Origin of the sequence: Shewanella amazonensis SB2B, from assembly GCF_000015245.1 — a bacterium.
GTDB lineage: Bacteria > Pseudomonadota > Gammaproteobacteria > Enterobacterales > Shewanellaceae > Shewanella > Shewanella amazonensis.
In genome coordinates this window covers 3,260,219-3,278,428 of the sequence record NC_008700.1, presented here as the reverse complement: position 1 = coordinate 3,278,428, position 18,210 = coordinate 3,260,219, and the positions used below count along the sequence as shown (strand labels likewise).

Sequence of the window (18,210 nt, the reverse complement as noted above, 5' to 3'; positions counted from 1 at the left end):
GCCCGCTTGTCCATATACAGGTAACGGGGCCTAAGGTACCAAAAGCGCCTTGCTATACCAATCAGTTTTTGTAACAGAAATGTATCTGATTTTTATCGAAGAGGTGGCCAGGTCTAATCGGGGCTACCTTTGTGGGCAGGGCGTTTGGCTTTTCGGCGCCAAAATAAAACAGGGGCACCAGGCCCCTGTTTTTATCCGCATTTTGTGCTGTTAATCCGCTTTTGAGGGTTTGCGGCTTTTGCCGCCGCTACCTTTGGGAGCAGACGAGCGGTAGTCGCCGCTTTTCTCACTGCGTTTACCGTCCTTGCCCTGGGCGTTATAACGCTGTTTTCCTTCAGCATTGGCGCGATCGCTGCTCTTGGAGCCGTTACGCTCACTGCCCTGGGCGTTATAACGTGGTTTTCCTTCAGCATTGGCGCGATCGCTGCTCTGCGAGCCACTGCGCGCTTTGCCCTGGGCTGGGCTGCGCTCGGTCGATTGATAACCTCTGGCGCTTTGACGGTCAGTATCCTGGTGACGCTTGTCGCTACGGCTATGGGGCGTTTTTTCACCGACTTCGCGCTTGGCGCCACGGGGATTGCCGTCTCTGGAGGCATAACTCTGGCCTTCAGTACGCTCACGTGCGCCATGTTGGCTGCGGCCCGTATCGCCCTTATCGTGACTTCTGCGTTCCTGCTTGTCATGGCCTCGGCGCTCGTGTTTGTCCAGACCGTCGCCCTTCTCATCAGTGCCAGTGCGGCGCGTCGACGCTCTGCCGCCAGAACGGACGTTGTCGCCGCCCCTGCTGTCTGCGGTCTTGGCGTTGGGTGTAGCCGGACCACGGCCGGGGGCTGCCTTGGGCTTGGCATTTTTGGCCTTGGCTTTGGCATCCTTGGCCTTGACCTTTTTCTTGGTGGGCACCTTGGCTTCCTTGTGCTTGGGGCGCAGCTCTTCAATCACCCTGCGCTTGAGCGGCTGCTCAATATAACGCTCGACCTTGCCCAGAATGCGCATGTCGTGGGCTTCCACCAAAGAAATGGCGGTGCCCTTGGCACCTGCACGGCCGGTACGGCCAATGCGGTGCACATAGGTATCGGCGGAGCGTGGCATATCGAAGTTGATGACATGGGTGATGTCTTCAATGTCGATACCCCGTGCAGCCACGTCGGTGGCCAGCAGCACGTTCACTTCACCCTTGGTAAAGCGACCCAGTGCCTGGAAACGTTTTTTCTGATCCATGTCGCCGCGCATAAAGGCGCAGGCAATACCTGCCTGTTGCAGCTGGCCTTCCAGCGACGCCACAACGTCACGGGTTTTACAGAAAACAATGGCCCGCTTGACTTCTTCCTGCTTGAGCAGATGGGTCAGCAGGGCAAACTTGTGGTCTTTGTCGTCGGCCAGATGTATCCACTGATGGATTTTGGCTTTTTCACTGCGGGGCGGCTCAGACTCAACAAACATGGGTTCGTTCAGGAGCTCGCGGGCAAAGCTGCCCACGCCGCCACCTTCCAGAGTGGCGGAAAACAGCATGGCCTGCTTACGGCCACTGGCTTCCACGGCGATGGTTTTCACCACTTCGCCAAAGCCCATATCCAACATGCGGTCGGCTTCATCGATAACCAGTACTTCCACCAGTTCGGCGCTGAAATGGCCCTTGTCCAGGTACTCCAACAGGCGACCCGGGGTTGCCACCAGGATATCGACGTTACTCTTGAGCATCTCTTCCTGTGGGCCATAGGGCACACCACCGGTGATCAGCTTGATGTCCAATTCCAGATTGGTGGCCAAATGGCTGGCGTAGCGATGGATTTGGCTTGCCAGCTCACGGGTTGGGGTTAATACCAGCACCCGGGGTTGACCCGGACGACGGCGGGGGAAATCTATCAGATGCTGCAACGCAGGCAGCAAAAAGCTGGCAGTCTTGCCAGTCCCTGTTGGAGCGCGCGCCAGAATATCCCTTTGCTCCATGGCAAGGGGGATGGTCATACGCTGAATGGTGGTGGGGGTGTTGTGCCCCATGGCTTTCAGGGACTCCAGCAGCTCGGGGTCCAATTGGAAATCTTCAAATAGCATGGTGGCATTCCTACTCTAACAGGCGCGGTATTATAGGTGCTTTAATCGGTTACTGAAACCAGGAGTTACAGTTTCAGGTAAAAGTCCCTGGTCAGGGCCGTCATGGCCTCAGTGTAGCAGCCATGAACGTCCCTGATGGCCAGGTGTTCATGCTGATAACTGTCCTCTCCTTGGCTGACCGCCAAGAGCAGTCTCCGTGGCGCTTTTCCTTCAACCGTACTGACCTCAACCCGCTGCCTGATGCCGAGCCCGAGGTGAGTGAGTGCTTGCCTGAAGGCTTGCTCACTTTCCACCGGTAACACCAGGCTGGCAATGCCTTCGGTGCTCAAATGGGTCGTTATCAGCTTGCACAGTGCTAAAAATCCCAGGCTGCCGGTGTGTCTTGCCTGGGCCCTGCCGGGTTTTTCTGACAAGGGGCCGGTTTCAAAGTAGGGCGGATTACAGAGTATGTGAGTGAACACTTTGCCTGCCAGTGCCTCTGCATCAGTGGCATCGGCTTCAATCAGGTTTATCCTATCGGGCCAGGGACTGGCGCTGAAGTTACTGCGACACGCACTGGCGGCCACCGGGTCTATTTCAATGGCGGTGATGGGCGCCTTGCAGCGCTGGGCTGCCATCAGAGCCAACAGACCACTGCCGGCACCCAGGTCGAGCACCGCATCTGCCCCATCAAGATTGGCCCAGGCCCCCAGAAGCACGGCGTCTGTGCTGACGGGCATACCGCAACCGAAATCATCAACGTGAAACGCTTTAAAACTGAATCCCATGGTGTCTGAGCCAAATAAACAATCGCTATCCAGTGGCGGCATGGTACCAGAATCAAGCGTCCATCCCCACAAAAGCCCCGGAAACGTCCACAATAAGACGCTGACTATTGCCCTCTGGTCTGACCTTGTTTATGGCCGCTGTTGCCCAAATGTGATGCTAGCGGCCCGAAAACGCCCATGAGCTGTGATCCGGCGCAACATGCTGTTAGCGCGAATGCAGCATGGGACACTTTTTTGGGCAAGAGAGGCCGCGCTGCTTGCGCTGTTCTTCGGGCTTTGATATTAGTTTCCCCCTTTCCCGTAGCCATTTTTTGCGACTTCGGGCCCCTCGGTGGCGTTTTTGGCCAAAATTCACCTCGAGGTAGGTGGTTTTTTCGGCGTACTTCGCCAAATTTACCTCTCCACAGCTGTAATTCTGGCGTTACACGGGGCTTTCTCTGTCCGTCTTCGGTAGCCAAGTTGCAGATAATCACTTAAGTTTGTTCGAAAAACACTATAAATAAGATGGGGCTTCTTGTGCAAAACAAGCAGATGAGTTTCTCAGACACCTTAAGTCTGGGCTTTATGACTTTTGCGTTCTTTTTGGGGGCCGGTAACCTGATATTCCCGCCATTCGCGGGCATGCTTGCCGGTGAGAACATGCCATTGGCCATGATGGGCTTTTTGGTGACTGCCGTGGGCATGCCGTTGGTGGGTTTGATTGCTGTGGCCAAAACCCAGGGCAGGGTGATGGCGTATCTGCCTGCTGTGGCTGCTACGGCGTTGGCTGTGGCCATTTACATCATCATTGGCCCTGCCTTTGCGGCGCCCCGCACCGGTCTGGTGGCCTTTGAAATTGGCGCCAAACCCTTCCTCGGTGATACCAGTGCTGTATTGGCGCTTGGCAGTATCAGCCTCAATGTAGCTCAGCTTATCTTTACCCTTGGGTTCTTTGCGGTGACCATGCTGCTGGCCCTCTTCCCCGGTAAATTGATGGACAGTGTGGGTAAAGTACTGACCCCTGTGCTCATGGTACTGCTGTTGTCGCTGGCCATTTCAGTAATCATGCTGCCATCGGGTGACACTTCAGCACCCGTGGGGGATTATGCGTCCAGCCCGCTTATCAAGGGGGTGATTGAAGGCTACAACACCATGGATACTCTGGCGTCGCTGATGTTCGGTATGCTGATTATCGACCTTTTACGCAAGAAAGGGGTTGATGCCCCTGCGGACCAAACCCGTGCACTGGTGCGTGCGGCCTTTATCGCCGCATCCGGTTTGGCCTTTGTGTATATTTCGCTGTTTTTCCTCGGAGCCACTGCAGGGGATATCGCTCAGGGTGCCGAAAATGGTGGTCAAATTCTGACCCGTTATGTCGACCGTGAGTTTGGGACACTGGGTGCGCTGCTGTTGTCTACCGTGGTGTCTCTGGCATGTTTGACCACGGCTGTGGGTTTGGTGAGTGCCTGTTCTGATTATTTCAATGAGCTGTTTCCACGTATTAAATACCGTCAGTTCGTTATCCTGTTTTCCATCATCTGCGCCGTAGTGGCCAACGTCGGGCTGACTCAGCTTATCAGCGTAAGTATTCCTGTGCTGGTGAGTGTTTATCCCGTGGTGATAGCCTTGGTGGCCGTGACCTTTATGACCCAGTACCTGCCCAACCCCAAAGTCAGCCATCGACTGGTGTTGGCGGTGGCGCTGCTTTTTGGTGCCATCGATGGCCTCAAGGCTGCCGGGGTGAATATGGAGTCTCTGAGCTTTATGCCGCTTTATGCCGAAGGCATGGCCTGGTTGTTGCCAACCGCAGTGACCATGGTAATCTGCCTCTTTATCGGTAAGCGCGCACCGGCTGCGGCCTGATAGCAATATGCAAGTAAAAGCCGGGTTCGCCCGGCTTTTTTGTTTTTCCGTTGGAGTCTTTTTTGTCCGCCAAAGCCAATACCTCCCGTAAGGGTGGCAAGCGCCCTGAAAAATCCGGCGCCCCATTGAAACCCAGTGCTGCCGGTATGGCGTTGATAGATGCATTTTTGGATGAGCTTTGGTCGCTTCAGGGATTGTCTGATAACACCTTAAGTGCCTATCGTACCGATTTGTGTCAGTTTGATGCCTTTCTCACGGCAAAAGGTATAGGGTTGCTGGCCCTCGATAGTCTCACGCTAAGGGACTATCTGGCGTACCGTTTTGAACAGGGCATGGCCAAAACCTCGACGGCACGTATGCTCTCAAGCCTGCGCCGCTTCTATCGTCATCAACTGGTTTCCGGCACCTTGAGTGAAGACCCAACCGCCCTGATTGAATCGCCCAAACTCCCCAAATCTTTGCCTGGGAGTCTGTCGGAGGCACAGGTGGAGCAGCTGCTGGCGGAGCCAAGCAGTGACGACCCTGTAGAATGCCGCGATAAAGCCATGCTCGAGCTCCTGTATGCCACCGGGCTCAGGGTCAGCGAGTTGGTGGGCCTTGGCATGTCGGAGCTGGGGCTGCGTCAGGGGCTGGTGCGTATTATCGGTAAGGGGGGGAAAGAACGATTGGTGCCCATGGGGGAAGTGGCCCAGGACGCGCTGGAACAGTTTCTCGCAGGCCCAAGGCAGATGTTGCTTAAGCAGGGCGCCACCGAGGTGGTGTTTCCATCCAATCGTGGCCAGCAAATGACGCGGCAAACCTTTTGGCACCGCATTAAGCTGTATGCGCTCAGAGCTGGCATTTCCACTGAGCTGTCGCCCCACACGTTAAGGCACGCCTTTGCTACTCATTTGTTGAACCACGGCGCCGATCTCAGGGTAGTGCAGCTGCTGCTGGGGCACAGTTCATTATCGACAACCCAAATCTATACCCATGTGGCCAGAACCCGCCTTGCGGATCTCCATGAAAAACATCACCCCAGGGGCTGAGAATTTGACTGAAACACCAACTGATACAAATTCAGCCCCGGCTAATTTGCTTTTGTTACCGTTAGACGGTAACTTTTCAGGCCATTCGCGGGTCTTATAATCAAGAGACTATACCCGCAGTCGTATTCAAGGATTCAAGATGAAACTCACCCGTACCCTGACGCTTTTGGGCTCACTGGCCCTGGCTCCCTTGGTGATGGCGGCCCCTGCCACACCAAACGACATGCTGAAGCAGAAAATTCAAAGCACCCTCGGCCTGGAAGTGAACAGCATCACAGCCTCTCCGGTTGAGGGGCTGTATCAGGCCATAACCAACCGTGGTGTGTTGTACATCACTGCCGATGGCAGCAAGCTGATCCATGGCAACATCTATGATTTGAATAACCAGATGAACAACCTGACCGAAAAGGCCCTGGCTGGTCCGCGTCTGGACATGCTCAAAGAATTTGAAAGCAAGATGTTGGTGTATAAAGCTAAAGACGAAAAACACGTAGTCACTGTCTTTACCGACATTACCTGCGGTTACTGCCGCAAGCTGCATCGTGAGATGAAAGACTATAACGACCTTGGGATAACCGTGCGTTATCTGGCGTATCCCCGCCAGGGCGTACCTTCGCCCAATGCCGACGAGATGGAAGCCGTATGGTGTGCCAAAGACCCACACAAGGCCATGGACGATGCCAAGGCCGGTAAAAATATCAGCCTCGCCAAGTGTGATGCGGACATTGCCGGCCAGTACAACCTGGGTGGTTCCTTTGGCGTAAATGGCACCCCCGCCATTGTGCTGGAAGACGGCTCCATGATCCCCGGTTATCAACCTGCCTCCGCGCTGTTTGATGTGCTGGAGCAGCGTGCGGTTAAGCAGTAACAGCGTGCTGCCTCCCAGAAAAGGTGAGCCCAGGCTCACCTTTTTGTTGTATTGGTATTCCCCAAGGTTCAAGCAAGGAGTCATTGCGTGAAGTACAAGCTCACCAGGCGCGAAACGGTGGATGACTCCCACCTGCCAAATCACCTGCATCCTTTGATAAAGCAGCTGCTTGCCCGCCGTGGGGTAGCTGGCGATGACTGCGAGCAGGAGCTGTCGCGCCTGCTGCGACCCGAGACTATGCTGGGTCTCGATAGGGCCGCGTGCCTGTTGGCCGACGCTGCGATGGCCTCAAAGCGTATGCTGATTGTCGGTGACTTTGATGCCGACGGTGCCACTTCCACCAGTGTGTGTTTGCTGGCACTCAAGATGCTCGGTATTCACGGCGCTGATTTTCTTATTCCCAACCGCTTCGATTATGGTTATGGCCTCAGTGTGCCCCTGGTGGCCCTCGCGGTGGAAAAGGGCGCCGAGGTGCTTATCACGGTCGACAATGGTATCAGCAGCATCGAAGGTGTTGCGGCGGCCAAAGCCGCCGGGATGCAGGTGGTGATCACCGACCACCATCTGCCCGGGCAGGTATTGCCGGACGCCGACGCCATAGTTAACCCCAATCAACAGGGGTGCACCTTTGCCAGCAAATCCATTGCCGGTGTGGGTGTGGCCTTTTATCTGATGCTGGCCCTTCGCGCCGAACTCAGACGCCGTGGCTGGTTTGAAAAGCTTGGTATAAAGGAGCCCAATCTGGCGGTACTGGTGGACATAGTAGCGCTGGGGACTGTGGCCGACGTGGTCAGTTTGGATGCCAATAACCGGATTCTGGTGGATGCCGGGCTTAAACGTGTCAGAGCTGGCCGTTGCAGACCCGGGATCACTGCGCTTTTGGAAGTCGCGAAGCGTAATCCCGCCCGCGCAGTGGCTGCTGACTTTGGCTTTGCCGTTGGGCCCAGACTCAATGCTGCCGGGCGCCTCGATGAAATGTCTCTGGGCGTCGAAACCCTTTTGTGCGACGACATCATGTATGCCCGCAGAATGGCGGCCGAGCTGGATGGGCTTAATCAGGAGCGCCGCGAGCTGGAAACCGGTATGCAGGCCGAGGCATTAAAGAGCCTCGAGCGCTTGCAACTGGAAGAATCGCAACTGCCCTGGGGCATAGCCCTGTATCAGGATGACTGGCATCAGGGGGTGATAGGCATTCTGGCGTCCCGTATCAAAGACAAATACCACAGACCCGTTATTGCCTTTGCTGAAGCGTCGGATAACGAGGTAAAGGGCTCGGCCCGCTCCATCAAGGGTCTGCATATGCGAGACTTGCTGGAGTTGATTTCCAGCCGTCATCCCGGGCTTATTCCCAAGTTTGGCGGCCATGCCATGGCAGCAGGTTTGAGTCTCGCCAAAGCGGATGTCAGCAAGTTTCAGACAGTGTTTGATGACACTGTTCGGGAGCTTCTTTCCCCTGAACTGCTGACAGGTGAAATCCTCTCCGATGGCGAGTTGCCCATCGAATACCTGACGCTGGAAACCGCGAACCTTATCCGTGCCAGCGGGCCCTGGGGACAGGGCTTTGAAGAGCCATTGTTTGATGGCCATTTCAGGTTGTTACAGCAGCGTCTTGTGGGTGAGAAGCACTTAAAAATGATGGTGGAAACAGAGTGTGGCCGGCTGATGCTGGATGCCATTGCCTTCAACGTGGACCTTAAACTCTGGCCCGATGCCACGGTGCGCCATGTGCACCTTGCTTATCGCCTTGATGTGAACGAGTTTCGTGGCAACCAAAGCCTGCAGCTCTTGGTCGAGCAAATCGACGCCAAATGAGTCCGGACACCCGTTAACCACGAGCCTGTTAACAAAAAAGCCACCCTTGGGTGGCTTTTTGTTTTTAACGGTTAGCTTATCAGGCGGTAACCGTTTTTACGCCATCGGGGGTGCCGACCAAGAGCACATCAGCGCCGCGGTGGGCGAACAGGCCATTGGTAACCACACCCACGATGCCGTTGATTTGTGCTTCGAGCTTCTTGGGTTCCATGATCTTCATGTTGTGCACATCCAGAATAACGTTGCCGTTGTCGGTAACAACGCCTTCGCGGTACACAGGGTCACCGCCCAGTTTGACCAGCTCACGGGCCACGTAGGAGCGGGCCATGGGGATGACTTCAACCGGCAGCGGAAACTCACCTAGGATGGCCACTTCTTTGGTGTTGTCCACGATACAGATAAATTTATCGGCCACGGCAGCGACAATTTTTTCACGGGTGAGGGCCGCGCCGCCGCCCTTGATCATGTCCATCTGGCCGTTGATTTCATCCGCTCCGTCCACATAAACAGACAGTCTGTCGACACTGTTTAAGTCGTAAACCGGAATGCCCAACGCCTTGAGCTTGGCGGTGGAGGCCTCAGAAGACGACACAGCGCCTTCGATATCCGCCTTGATGGTGCCCAGTGCGTCGATAAAGTGGTTCACAGTAGAGCCTGTGCCCACGCCAACAATACTGTCTTTTTCTACGTATTTGAGTGCAGCCCAGGCGGCGGCCTTTTTCATTTCGTCTTGAGTCATGGTGAGGTCCTGTAAACGACTTAATGCAAAAAAATTGCCCTTATTATACCTGCAAGTGGCCATAAAAGTGGTTGTTGGCTAACAAAAATCCTGCCTGCGCTGCCGTTACTCTGACACTTTTGCATCCCGGGGGTGCGTTTTGCCGAAGGGATGGATTAGGATAACCGCAACCGATTTCGGAGTTTTCACAAGGAGTTGTTATGGCTGGAGCCAGTTTGCTCACCCTACTGGATGATATTGCGACCATTCTGGATGATGTGTCTGTGATGAGTAAGGTTGCTGCCAAGAAAACCGCCGGGGTGCTGGGGGACGATTTGGCCCTCAACGCCCAACAGGTCACCGGGGTTAATGCCGACCGGGAGTTACCCGTGGTGTGGGCCGTGGCCAAGGGCTCATTTCTCAATAAGTTAATCCTGGTTCCCCTGGCGCTGCTCATCAGCGCCTTTGTCCCTTGGCTGGTGACGCCTCTGTTGATGTTCGGTGGCCTGTTTTTGTGTTTCGAAGGCTTTGAAAAGCTGTGGCATGCCAGAGCCAAGCATGTGCCGGTGGAGGGTGAAGATGCCCACGAGGCATTGGTGCCAAAGGGCATGGACCCCCAAGAATATGAAAAGCAAAAGGTGAAAGGTGCGATACGCACCGATTTTGTGCTCTCGGCAGAGATCATTGCCATTACCCTGGGCGTGGTAGCCGAGCAACCCTTTATGACCCAGGTCGCGACCCTGTCCATCATTGCGGTGCTGATGACCATAGGCGTTTATGGCTTGGTGGCGGGCATAGTCAAACTCGATGATTTGGGACTCTGGCTGTCGCGTAAATCCGCTGCATTGGCCAAGATGGTCGGTAACCTGCTGCTGGCTGCGGCGCCCAAACTGATGAAACTCTTATCTGTGGTGGGTACGGCCGCCATGTTTATGGTGGGGGGAGGCATCCTTACCCACGGTATCCATGTGCTTCACGACGGTATCAACGCTGCGGCGGCGCGGGTTGGGGCGATTGAGGCCATAGGTCCTGTGCTCGAATTCTTTACCCCCAGTGCGCTGAATCTGCTGTTTGGCATAGTCGCGGGGGCTGTGGCCGTGCTCGTGATGACCTTGATTGCAAAGTTTAAACCCGCAAAGGCGGCGAATTGATTATTCACCGTTTTTTGTCAAAGTCGCATTGATGACACAGTACTTTGCCGGATGTAAATCGGGCTGTATACACTGAGCCCCGAGTCATCGCCGGGTTCGCAGCGAGTAACCACAGGGAGTGGAAATGAGCAGACTATTACAGGGGTTTCTCGGCACCGAGTTACCTATCATTCAGGCCCCCATGGCCGGGGTGCAGGACAGTGAACTCACCATTGCGGTATGCAGCGCCGGAGGTTTGGGGTCCTTGCCCTGCGGCATGTTGAGCAATGAAGTGCTGGAGGCTGAAGTGCGCCGGATTCAGGCGGCAACCACGGCTCCTTTTAATCTCAACTTTTTTTGTCATCGGGTGAGTGATTACCCGGACCCAATCCGTCGCCGCTGGCAGTCTTTGCTGGCACCTTACTTTGACGAGCTGGGCGTTACCGCGTCTTCGGGGCCAGCCAGGGCAAGTCGCCAGCCTTTCAGTCATGATGTCGCCGATGTGATAGAAACGGCGAGACCGGCCTTTGTCAGCTTTCATTTTGGGCTTCCGGACAAGGCCTTATTGCAGCGGGTAAAAAGTTGGGGCACCAGGGTACTGTCGTCGGCAACGACCCTTGATGAGGCACTGTGGCTGGAGGCCAATGGCGCCGACGGCATCATACTGCAGGGGCTTGAGGCCGGTGGTCACAGAGGCATGTTTTTGTCGATGGATTTGGCTACCCAGCAGCCGCTTCATGGGTTGCTGGCACTGGCAAAGGATAAACTGACGCTGCCCGTGATTGCCGCAGGTGGTCTTGGCTCTGCTACCGACATCAATGGTGCGCTCAAGGCCGGTGCCGATGCGGTGCAGATTGGTACTGCATACCTGCTGTGCAGTGAAGCCAAAACCTCAGCTATCCATCGCCGCGCCATCGGTGAGCAACCGCTGCAAACTCAAATCACCACGCTTTTCTCCGGCAAGCCGGCCCGGGGCATAGTCAATCGCGCCATGGCAGAGCTTGGTGCCATGCATGAGGCCGTGCCGCCATTTCCCTTTGCCTCCATCGATATGGGGCTGCTGCGACAGGCAGCGGAGCAGCTGGGTAAGGGAGATTTCTCCCCTCTGTGGTGTGGGCAAAATACCTCAGGCTGTCGTGCTATCCCGGCTGCGGAAATGACCCGTCGTCTTGCGGCAGGGGTGATGTTCTGAGTTTGGGGACGCTGAGAGTGAATGCATGGGAGAAGGAGTGCAGATGTATATAGGTGAGGCGGCCAGGGTTACAGGACTTACCATCAAAGCCATCCGCTTTTACGAGCAGAAAGGCTTATTGCCATCCCCTCAGCGTGATGGCCGCTATCGGGTCTATTCGCCTCAGCATCTCGAGCTGCTGCGCCTTATTCGCGATGCCAAAGCCTTGGGTGTACCGCTGACCAAGCTCATGGCCGTCGTCCCAGCCAAGGGGGATACGCTCGACTGGCAGCAAATACGCCGCTTTCTCGAGGGCATTAAACAGGATATCCGGGCGCAGCAGCTCAGGCTAGAACAGCAACTGGCGACGGTGGACGAGTGTCTGTCGGCCATAGACGATTGCCCGGGGCTTGGCGATTACGCCCTTGACTCTGCCCTTAAGAGGAGACTTTAGAATCGTCCCCGTTAACCTCGATAAGGAGTATGGGAATGAAAAATATTCTGATAGTAAACGCCAACCCAAAAGCCGACAGCCTGTGCAAACATTTGGCGGATATCTACGAAATTGAAGCGCGGGAGTATCACAGGGTAAGGCGTTTTAACCTGTCGCAGATGGTCTTTGATACCAATTTGAGAGAAGGCTATGGGATGCAGCCACTGGAGCCTTGCCTGGAGGACTTTCAGCAGGCGCTCATCTGGGCCGGACATCTGGTTATCGTGAGCCCTATCTGGTGGGGGAGTCTGCCAGCCGCTTTTAAAGGGCTGCTCGACCGCAGTCTGTTGCCGGGCTTTGCCTTTCGCTATGACGCCAATAACGAAGCCGTTATCCCCTTGCTGCAGGGCAAAAGCGCGCGACTGATGTTCACCATGGATGCGCCTGCTGACTTTGCCGAGGAGCAAGCCGCGTCTGTCGTGACACAGCTGGACCGGTTTACCTTGCAATTTTGTGGCTTTTCCCCGGCAAGCATATCGTATTTCCCTTCTGCCTCCTGGGTGACGGCGGAATGTCTGGAGCGCTGGCAACAAAGTATTGAAGTCTTTGGCCGACAAGGGGAGTGATAGTCTTGCCATATTGCCCGGGATATCGCCTGAATCGCAGTATCCTGGGCGCTCTTGCCATGGCATCGTCTTATTTAAGGCAACAGAAGCGGCTTTTTATCCGGTACTGTCTTTGAGTCGTATCCCAGGGCGTTAAAGATAATCCACTTATCAATCAATTGCCTGAAGTAGTTCTATGTCGCTTTCCTTGGTGAGGTGTTCAAGCGTGGGCGGGGCGAACAGATACCCTTGTAAATAGCGAATACCCATCGCGGTCAGACAGCTGAGTTCTTCATGGGTTTCAATGCCTTCAGCGAGAAGTTGAGTGCATTGCAGGTCACACTGGGCTTTGATTTCCCTGATTTGTGCCTGTTTGAGTGGGTCTTTGTCTATGTCACGGATGAGCGACATGTCCAATTTGAGCACATGGGGTTTCAGCTCTGACAGCCAACTAATGTGGGTATAGCCCGCACCATAGTCATCGATAGCAGTTAAAAAGCCGAATTTGGCATAGCTTTGGAAAATGTTCCGCAAGTGCGCCTTGTCGATAATATTTTCCCCTTCAGTCACTTCAAAGATGAGTTTTTTCAAATCGAAGTTGTAAAGGTGGGCTGCCTCTATGGTTGCCTTGATGCAGGTTTGCGGGTTGTAGACGGCGTTAGGCAAAAAGTTGATGGATAAAAAGGTGTCGCATCCAAGCTCCGCAGCGGTTTTGATGGCGGTGATTCTGCATGTCTGATCAAAATAGTACTTGTTGGTGTCGTTGATGTGCTCAAACACCCAGCCAGCGCCTTGTCCTTCGGGCCCTCTCACCAATGCCTCGTAGGCGAAGATGTTGCGGGTTTGCCAATCGATGATGGGCTGAAATGCCATGCGGATACGAAAGCCAAGTGAGACACCGCTCAGGCAGTCGGCACAGGTTTGCTGTTTGATTTCTTCAGGAAAGTCCACGTTGTAGTCTCAAGGGTCCGCAAAATAACGGGTGTGAGATTACTGTAGATGCAGCGGGTGAGAATGCCAAGCACTTATGGGTGCAGGTCTGGATTGCACATAAAGGTTAGTTTGCTGTGCGCAGCGGCCATCGCCAGAACAACATACCTGAGTTGTTATTGGCCCGGAGAACCGGGCCACAGAGGTGTTTTTTCGCGGGGATCAGTGAGCGGGCTTATCGTGGGCGGCAGCGTATTTCACCGCAATCACGGCCACCAACATCAACACAAAGGGCACGGGCGCTGCCACCATACCCAAGGCGCTGACATTCAGCATAAAGCCGATTGCAATATGACCTACCAGTGCCACGACCAGGGCCAGGGTTGCAAGGAGCAGAACAACGACTTCTGATTTCATAACCGAATTCCTTTTGAAGGTTTGTCATGGACAAGGGGCTTTTTTCACGCCCGCTTTTTGATGGCTTCAGTATGAAGACTTGATGATGCAGATATTTGATCGCAATCAAGTTTAAGGTGCCGTTTTCTTGCTAGGGGCGCAAAGCTTGCGCTGGCGCAAGCTTTGTTAAGAAATGGATGTAAAGGTTAAAAAGTTGGCTTGGGTTATGCTTGGCGGCAAGCGGTGAGTGTAGGGAAAGCCGCGTTATTTACTCAAACTTGCCCAACCTGGCCTGCCAGAGGGCGTTTTTCTCAAGGTCAGAAAGGGGTTTTCGGGCGAGGAAAGCGGCAAGGGCTATTCCCAGTGGTACCACTATCAAATCGGCACTCTTGAAGGGCAGCAGATAGCCAAAGACTGTCAGGTAAACGCAGGCAGCACTGGCCGCGGGAATAAACAGCAGTGGCCACTCAAAACATTGGCCAATAATCCTGGCACCAAGACCAATCAGGGTGGGCGGCAGCAGATACAAAAACACCATGCCGGTATCTGCTGCGGCAATCATCACAAAGCCTATCAGTGCCAACACCGCGCCCAACAGGCTACCGAGCAGTGTCTTATAGGGAGACTGACGCTGCTTTAAGGCATGGTAGGTATTTTTCATGATTTCCAGTTTGGCGCGGGCACGATTGGCACTGTCGATTTTACCCGCGCGTTCGAGTCTTGGTGGCATTGGGGGACGTTGTTCTGTGCTGTATTGGGGACACTTTATCCTATGCAGCCGCCAGTGACAAAACCGCCAGCCTGAGTGCCGGCGGTGTATGTAAGCCAGGGTTATACGCGATTGATGTCCGTTTCGGGGAAAAAGTTGGCCCAGATTATCCAGTAAGCTCCAGCCTTTACGGTTTCGACCCGATTGAGTTTTCCCACGTTGGAATGACCAAAGAAATCAATCTCTACCACAGGTTCTTGATGTGGGTTGTAGTAAATCCCCAGGCTTTGGTATTCATTGTCCCAGGCAATGACCAGGTTCTTGCCGCCAACTTCCGTATTGATAGGCTGCGCGTGTTGGCGAACAAAATCCTCGGTATAGGCCACATAGTCAGTGCCCACATTCAGCCCCCAAACCAGCGTCTTATTGGGCAAACGTGGATCCTTGTGCTGAATAGTTGGGAAGGTGGGATCCTCATTGGTTGCCTGATCTACAATGGCGTGGTCAAAAATGGCTTCCATGATGGGGTCATATATGGCGAGGAATGGGTTTTCCCAAAATGAAGGCTTCATATCCTGCACAAGATAATCATTCAGGAACACTTCGCCGTTTGGATAGGCCTCAGCAAACTTGGAAAACGGCATTCTGAAGGTCGGCCACTCACGCATTTTTGCGCTGCCGCCCTGATTGATATCTGCTTCCTTTTGGCCCCAAAGCTGCTGGATAGGTTCCCCGGATACCTTGTCCCACATCACTAGGTTGTTTTCCAACTGGTTCATCGGTGCCAGTTGCAGGGCTTTACCATCAATTTCAGGGGTATAAGCCATCCCCAGATTGGTGAGACCACAGTAAGTCATCACTACGTTTTCACCGCCCAGTTCTCCATTGCCGGCAACATGGGGACGCAGCAGCTGTTTGTCCGAGTGGGCACGGGCCGCACCATTGATGTCGAGTACAATCACACTCTCGTCGGGGGCATAGTATTTTCTGGCCGTTTCCACAGAGACAAAGACCCCATTGTCCATGCGTTCGCGCATCATGATGTGGGGGTTTATCATGCCGCTGTAGAGCAGGAAGGCAAACAAGATGACGCAAGCGGCAAGCGCTTTTTTACTGGTGAGGCTGGGACGGCTGCTCAGACCCCAGAGGGCGATGGCAAAACTGATGATGGCCACTGCCGTGAGGGCATACCTGTGATACCACACCCACATGGTGCTTTCGCGGGGGGATTGGATTAGCCATTGGCTGACATCAGCCAGATCTTTGAACAGCAGTCCTGCACTGGCGAGTGCGATGGCCATGGCGCCCCAAAAAAGGGGGCGGGCATATCGGGTGATGAAGGGCATCATAGACGTAACTCCGGTGACAAAAAATTCTGCCATCATTGTAAAAACCGTCATCAGCGGGATAAATCCGCCTGGATGCAATGAACTGTTCCATTAATTGGAACAATCAACTTGTTCAGCTTCCAACTGCTGCAATCTGCCCGGCAGCCCCGCGCGAATGTCTTCCATCAGCAGCTTGACTTTTTCAGGTACAAAACGGCGGGAATGATACACGCCGTAAAGCTGTTCAGCAGTTCTCACAGTCCGGTTGTATAAGGGAACCAACTTTCCTTGGGCTACCAAATCACCAGCCATGGCCACTGGCAGATAACCTATCACTCGGTGCTGCAACACTAAAGAACGCAGCAGATAGGGGGACTGGGTGCAAAATTGGGGGCGGCGAAACAGGGGGATTTGTGCCAATGGCCAACACAAATCCAGGGAGGCCAGTTCCATGATGGCCAGCGCGTGCTTCTGCCCAAGGGCCTTGGCGTGTTCAGGAAGCGGGTGCTGTTGCAGATATTCCGGTGTGGCGTAGAGATCAAACTGCAGCTTGGCCATGGGATGTGCGATAAAGGAGGAATCTCGCAGTGCGCCCAGGGTCAGCAGCAAATCAAAGCGCTTGTCTGCCAGTGTCGATGACGTCTGTCCTATGTCATGCACCCGCAGGGAGAGTTCGGGATAACGCTCAAAAAAGCGTGCAATCTGGGGAGAGCACCATTCCATCAGAAAATCGGGGGCATAGAGTGTCAGTTCGCCTTCAAAGGTTTGCTGAGCGCCAGCCACTTCCAATTCGGTTGCTTCTACAGCCGCCAGTATGGCTCGGGCTCGCAGCAAAAAAGCCTCTCCCACCTCAGTCAGCAGTAGGTGCCGGGTAGTACGCTCCAACAGGCGGGCGCGAAGACTTTGCTCAAGATCTCGGATACGGCGGCTGACGGTCGATTTTGGCAGGCCGCTTCGTTCAGCGGCTTTGGTAAAGCTACCTAACTCAACAACCTGAACAAACAGTGCTACATCATCTAGGTTCACGGGCTCGACCTTAAAAAATTATAATAATCAGGTTATTATGTCTGCATGGGTGGCGTGTCACGCAGCTTTGCTTGCCTTAATTACGAGGGGGGAGACGATGGATTCGCGATGGGGTGACTATGGTGGTCAAAGGCACATCCCAGGCTTCAACGGGCAGGGCAGGCAGGCGCTGACAATCGTGGGCGAGGCCAATAACCCGGGTGCTGTCAGGCAGCTGCGCCAGGGTGCGGTCGTAAAAGCCGCCGCCCATGCCAAGACGATTGCCGCTGTCATCAAATGCGACCAGTGGGGTTATAATGGCGTCGAGCCGGTAGGCTGGGCACAGGCGGTGGCAGGCCATCACGGGCTCAGGGATGCCATAAAGGTTGTCACGCATCTCGCTGTGCTTATCGTAACGGATAAAGAGTAAATGGCCTTCGGCGAAGGGATGCAGCACCGGCAGATACACCTCAACCCCTTGTTGCCACAGGGCCTCAATCAGGGGGCGGGTGCTGATTTCGCCATCGTTTTCAAGGTAAAGGGCGACCCTACGGGCATCGGCGAGCTCAGTTAACAGGTGCTGCGCTGCCTGTATGGCGGCAGCTGTCTGCACATCGCCGCTGAGGGTGCGCCTCAGAGCGCGAACGTGTTTGCGTATGGCACTGCGCGACGAATTTGCACTTATGCCGCTGTGGGCCTCAGCACTGATGCTGCCTTGTGCCTCAGCACTTGGGCTAATCGGTGCCTCAGCGCTGGTCGCGTTGGATGTGACGGATACCGTCATAAGTTGAGATGCTCCCCGGAATGCCGCTGCCGGTGTAGCCCTTGAACCGTAGGTTCAAGGCGGGCCTGCGATTACTTCCTAAGGCTTCTCGGTACGAGCCGAGCCTGCTCAATGTCGGTAAAACACCTGCCCTAAAGTCAAAAATATCGGCACAGGGACATTACCAGCTGGCGCACAACCCAGGGAGCAAATTTGGTGGTGTTACACTGGGAATGTACCCGGTGCAAAACCTGTAATCAGTTTAATCTTCCTTGTGGCTTCGCTCAACCAAAGCTTGTTCGAGCGTTCGCTGCAGCAGGCGGATTCTGTCATCCATTTGCTGCATATAGTCTTGATTCTTTCGCTGTTCTTCGTGCAACTCATGACCGAGATTTAATGCCGCCATCATGGCCAGATCTTCCCGGCTCAGGTTGCTGGTTCGGCCGCGAAGCGACGTCAGTTGCTGTTCAAGCTTTTGTGCCACCGACCTCAGAGCCGCTTCTTGTCCGACTGGACAGGCGATGGAGTAGGTGCGTCCAAGGAGGATGATATCAATGGCGCTACTGCTCATGGGCTATCCCTGTGGTGGTCTTTATGTGGCGGACTATATAAGGCGGGTTACAAAAGTGCAAGGCCGGAGCCGCGTTCAGGCC

Annotated in this window: 18 protein-coding genes and 1 other RNA gene; 8 read left to right on the top strand and 11 right to left on the bottom strand. The window is 54.6% G+C overall.

Going from position 1 to position 18,210, the window contains the following annotated elements; translation table 11 throughout:
- Window positions 1-210: 210 nt before the first annotated feature.
- Together srmB and SAMA_RS14340 are read right to left on the bottom strand one after the other, a co-directional pair.
- Entirely contained in the window at window positions 211-2,052 is a 1,842-nt protein-coding gene (gene srmB, locus SAMA_RS14345; RefSeq protein ID WP_011760850.1) for an ATP-dependent RNA helicase SrmB, read from the bottom strand.
- Window positions 2,053-2,117: 65 nt separating this feature from the next.
- Window positions 2,118-2,819, bottom strand: a complete 702-nt coding sequence (locus SAMA_RS14340; protein ID WP_041410486.1) for a tRNA1(Val) (adenine(37)-N6)-methyltransferase — start codon at window positions 2,817-2,819, stop codon at window positions 2,118-2,120.
- Between the two features lie 504 nt (window positions 2,820-3,323).
- Between SAMA_RS14340 and brnQ the strand changes: the two genes are divergently transcribed.
- From brnQ to recJ, 4 genes are all read left to right on the top strand, one after another.
- Complete coding sequence (gene brnQ / locus SAMA_RS14335; RefSeq protein WP_041409881.1) at window positions 3,324-4,661, top strand: branched-chain amino acid transport system II carrier protein; 1,338 nt, start codon at window positions 3,324-3,326, stop codon at window positions 4,659-4,661.
- Window positions 4,662-4,807: 146 nt separating this feature from the next.
- Window positions 4,808-5,689, top strand: a complete 882-nt coding sequence (gene xerD, locus SAMA_RS14330; RefSeq protein ID WP_041410484.1) for a site-specific tyrosine recombinase XerD — start codon at window positions 4,808-4,810, stop codon at window positions 5,687-5,689.
- 139 nt (window positions 5,690-5,828) lie between these two features.
- Complete coding sequence (gene dsbC / locus SAMA_RS14325) at window positions 5,829-6,557, top strand: bifunctional protein-disulfide isomerase/oxidoreductase DsbC (RefSeq protein WP_011760846.1); 729 nt, start codon at window positions 5,829-5,831, stop codon at window positions 6,555-6,557.
- Window positions 6,558-6,644: 87 nt separating this feature from the next.
- Entirely contained in the window at window positions 6,645-8,369 is a 1,725-nt protein-coding gene (gene recJ, locus SAMA_RS14320) for a single-stranded-DNA-specific exonuclease RecJ (protein WP_011760845.1), read from the top strand.
- 79 nt (window positions 8,370-8,448) lie between these two features.
- On the opposite strand, the gene rpiA is transcribed toward recJ, so the two are convergent.
- Window positions 8,449-9,108, bottom strand: coding sequence for a ribose-5-phosphate isomerase RpiA (rpiA, locus tag SAMA_RS14315; protein ID WP_011760844.1), 660 nt, complete (start codon window positions 9,106-9,108; stop codon window positions 8,449-8,451).
- Between the two features lie 200 nt (window positions 9,109-9,308).
- Here rpiA and SAMA_RS14310 point away from each other — a divergent pair, with 200 nt between their 5' ends.
- The 4 genes from SAMA_RS14310 (at window position 9,309) to SAMA_RS14295 (ending at window position 12,447) form a co-directional block, all read left to right on the top strand.
- On the top strand, window positions 9,309-10,238 hold the full coding sequence (locus SAMA_RS14310) for a DUF808 domain-containing protein (protein ID WP_011760843.1): 930 nt from the start codon (window positions 9,309-9,311) through the stop codon (window positions 10,236-10,238).
- A 124-nt stretch (window positions 10,239-10,362) separates the two neighbouring features.
- Window positions 10,363-11,409, top strand: coding sequence for an NAD(P)H-dependent flavin oxidoreductase (locus SAMA_RS14305; RefSeq protein ID WP_011760842.1), 1,047 nt, complete (start codon window positions 10,363-10,365; stop codon window positions 11,407-11,409).
- Between the two features lie 43 nt (window positions 11,410-11,452).
- A complete protein-coding gene (locus SAMA_RS14300; RefSeq protein WP_049757925.1) occupies window positions 11,453-11,842 on the top strand; it encodes a MerR family transcriptional regulator in 390 nt (129 codons plus the stop codon).
- A gap of 35 nt (window positions 11,843-11,877) precedes the next feature.
- A complete protein-coding gene (locus tag SAMA_RS14295; RefSeq protein ID WP_011760840.1) occupies window positions 11,878-12,447 on the top strand; it encodes an NAD(P)H-dependent oxidoreductase in 570 nt (189 codons plus the stop codon).
- Between the two features lie 150 nt (window positions 12,448-12,597).
- Here the strand turns inward: SAMA_RS14295 and SAMA_RS14290 are convergent, their stop codons facing one another.
- The 8 genes from SAMA_RS14290 to SAMA_RS14260 all read right to left on the bottom strand — a co-directional run bounded on the left by SAMA_RS14290 (window position 12,598) and on the right by SAMA_RS14260 (window position 18,128).
- Window positions 12,598-13,377: an EAL domain-containing protein gene (locus tag SAMA_RS14290; protein ID WP_011760839.1), complete on the bottom strand. Its 780-nt coding sequence runs from the start codon at window positions 13,375-13,377 to the stop codon at window positions 12,598-12,600.
- 201 nt (window positions 13,378-13,578) lie between these two features.
- Window positions 13,579-13,773 (bottom strand): hypothetical protein, encoded by a 195-nt coding sequence (locus tag SAMA_RS14285; RefSeq protein ID WP_011760838.1) that lies wholly within the window; start codon window positions 13,771-13,773, stop codon window positions 13,579-13,581.
- 247 nt (window positions 13,774-14,020) lie between these two features.
- Complete coding sequence (locus SAMA_RS14280) at window positions 14,021-14,482, bottom strand: hypothetical protein (RefSeq protein ID WP_011760837.1); 462 nt, start codon at window positions 14,480-14,482, stop codon at window positions 14,021-14,023.
- A 101-nt stretch (window positions 14,483-14,583) separates the two neighbouring features.
- Entirely contained in the window at window positions 14,584-15,810 is a 1,227-nt protein-coding gene (locus tag SAMA_RS14275) for a DUF3179 domain-containing protein (RefSeq protein ID WP_011760836.1), read from the bottom strand.
- Window positions 15,811-15,900: 90 nt separating this feature from the next.
- Window positions 15,901-16,815, bottom strand: a complete 915-nt coding sequence (locus tag SAMA_RS14270; protein WP_011760835.1) for a LysR family transcriptional regulator — start codon at window positions 16,813-16,815, stop codon at window positions 15,901-15,903.
- Window positions 16,816-16,891: 76 nt separating this feature from the next.
- Window positions 16,892-17,578, bottom strand: a complete 687-nt coding sequence (locus tag SAMA_RS14265; RefSeq protein WP_011760834.1) for a 5-formyltetrahydrofolate cyclo-ligase — start codon at window positions 17,576-17,578, stop codon at window positions 16,892-16,894.
- An 8-nt stretch (window positions 17,579-17,586) separates the two neighbouring features.
- A non-coding RNA gene (ssrS, locus tag SAMA_RS19415) (6S RNA) lies at window positions 17,587-17,767 on the bottom strand.
- Window positions 17,768-17,819: 52 nt separating this feature from the next.
- A complete protein-coding gene (locus SAMA_RS14260; protein ID WP_011760833.1) occupies window positions 17,820-18,128 on the bottom strand; it encodes a cell division protein ZapA in 309 nt (102 codons plus the stop codon).
- Between the last annotated feature and the right edge of the window lie 82 nt (window positions 18,129-18,210).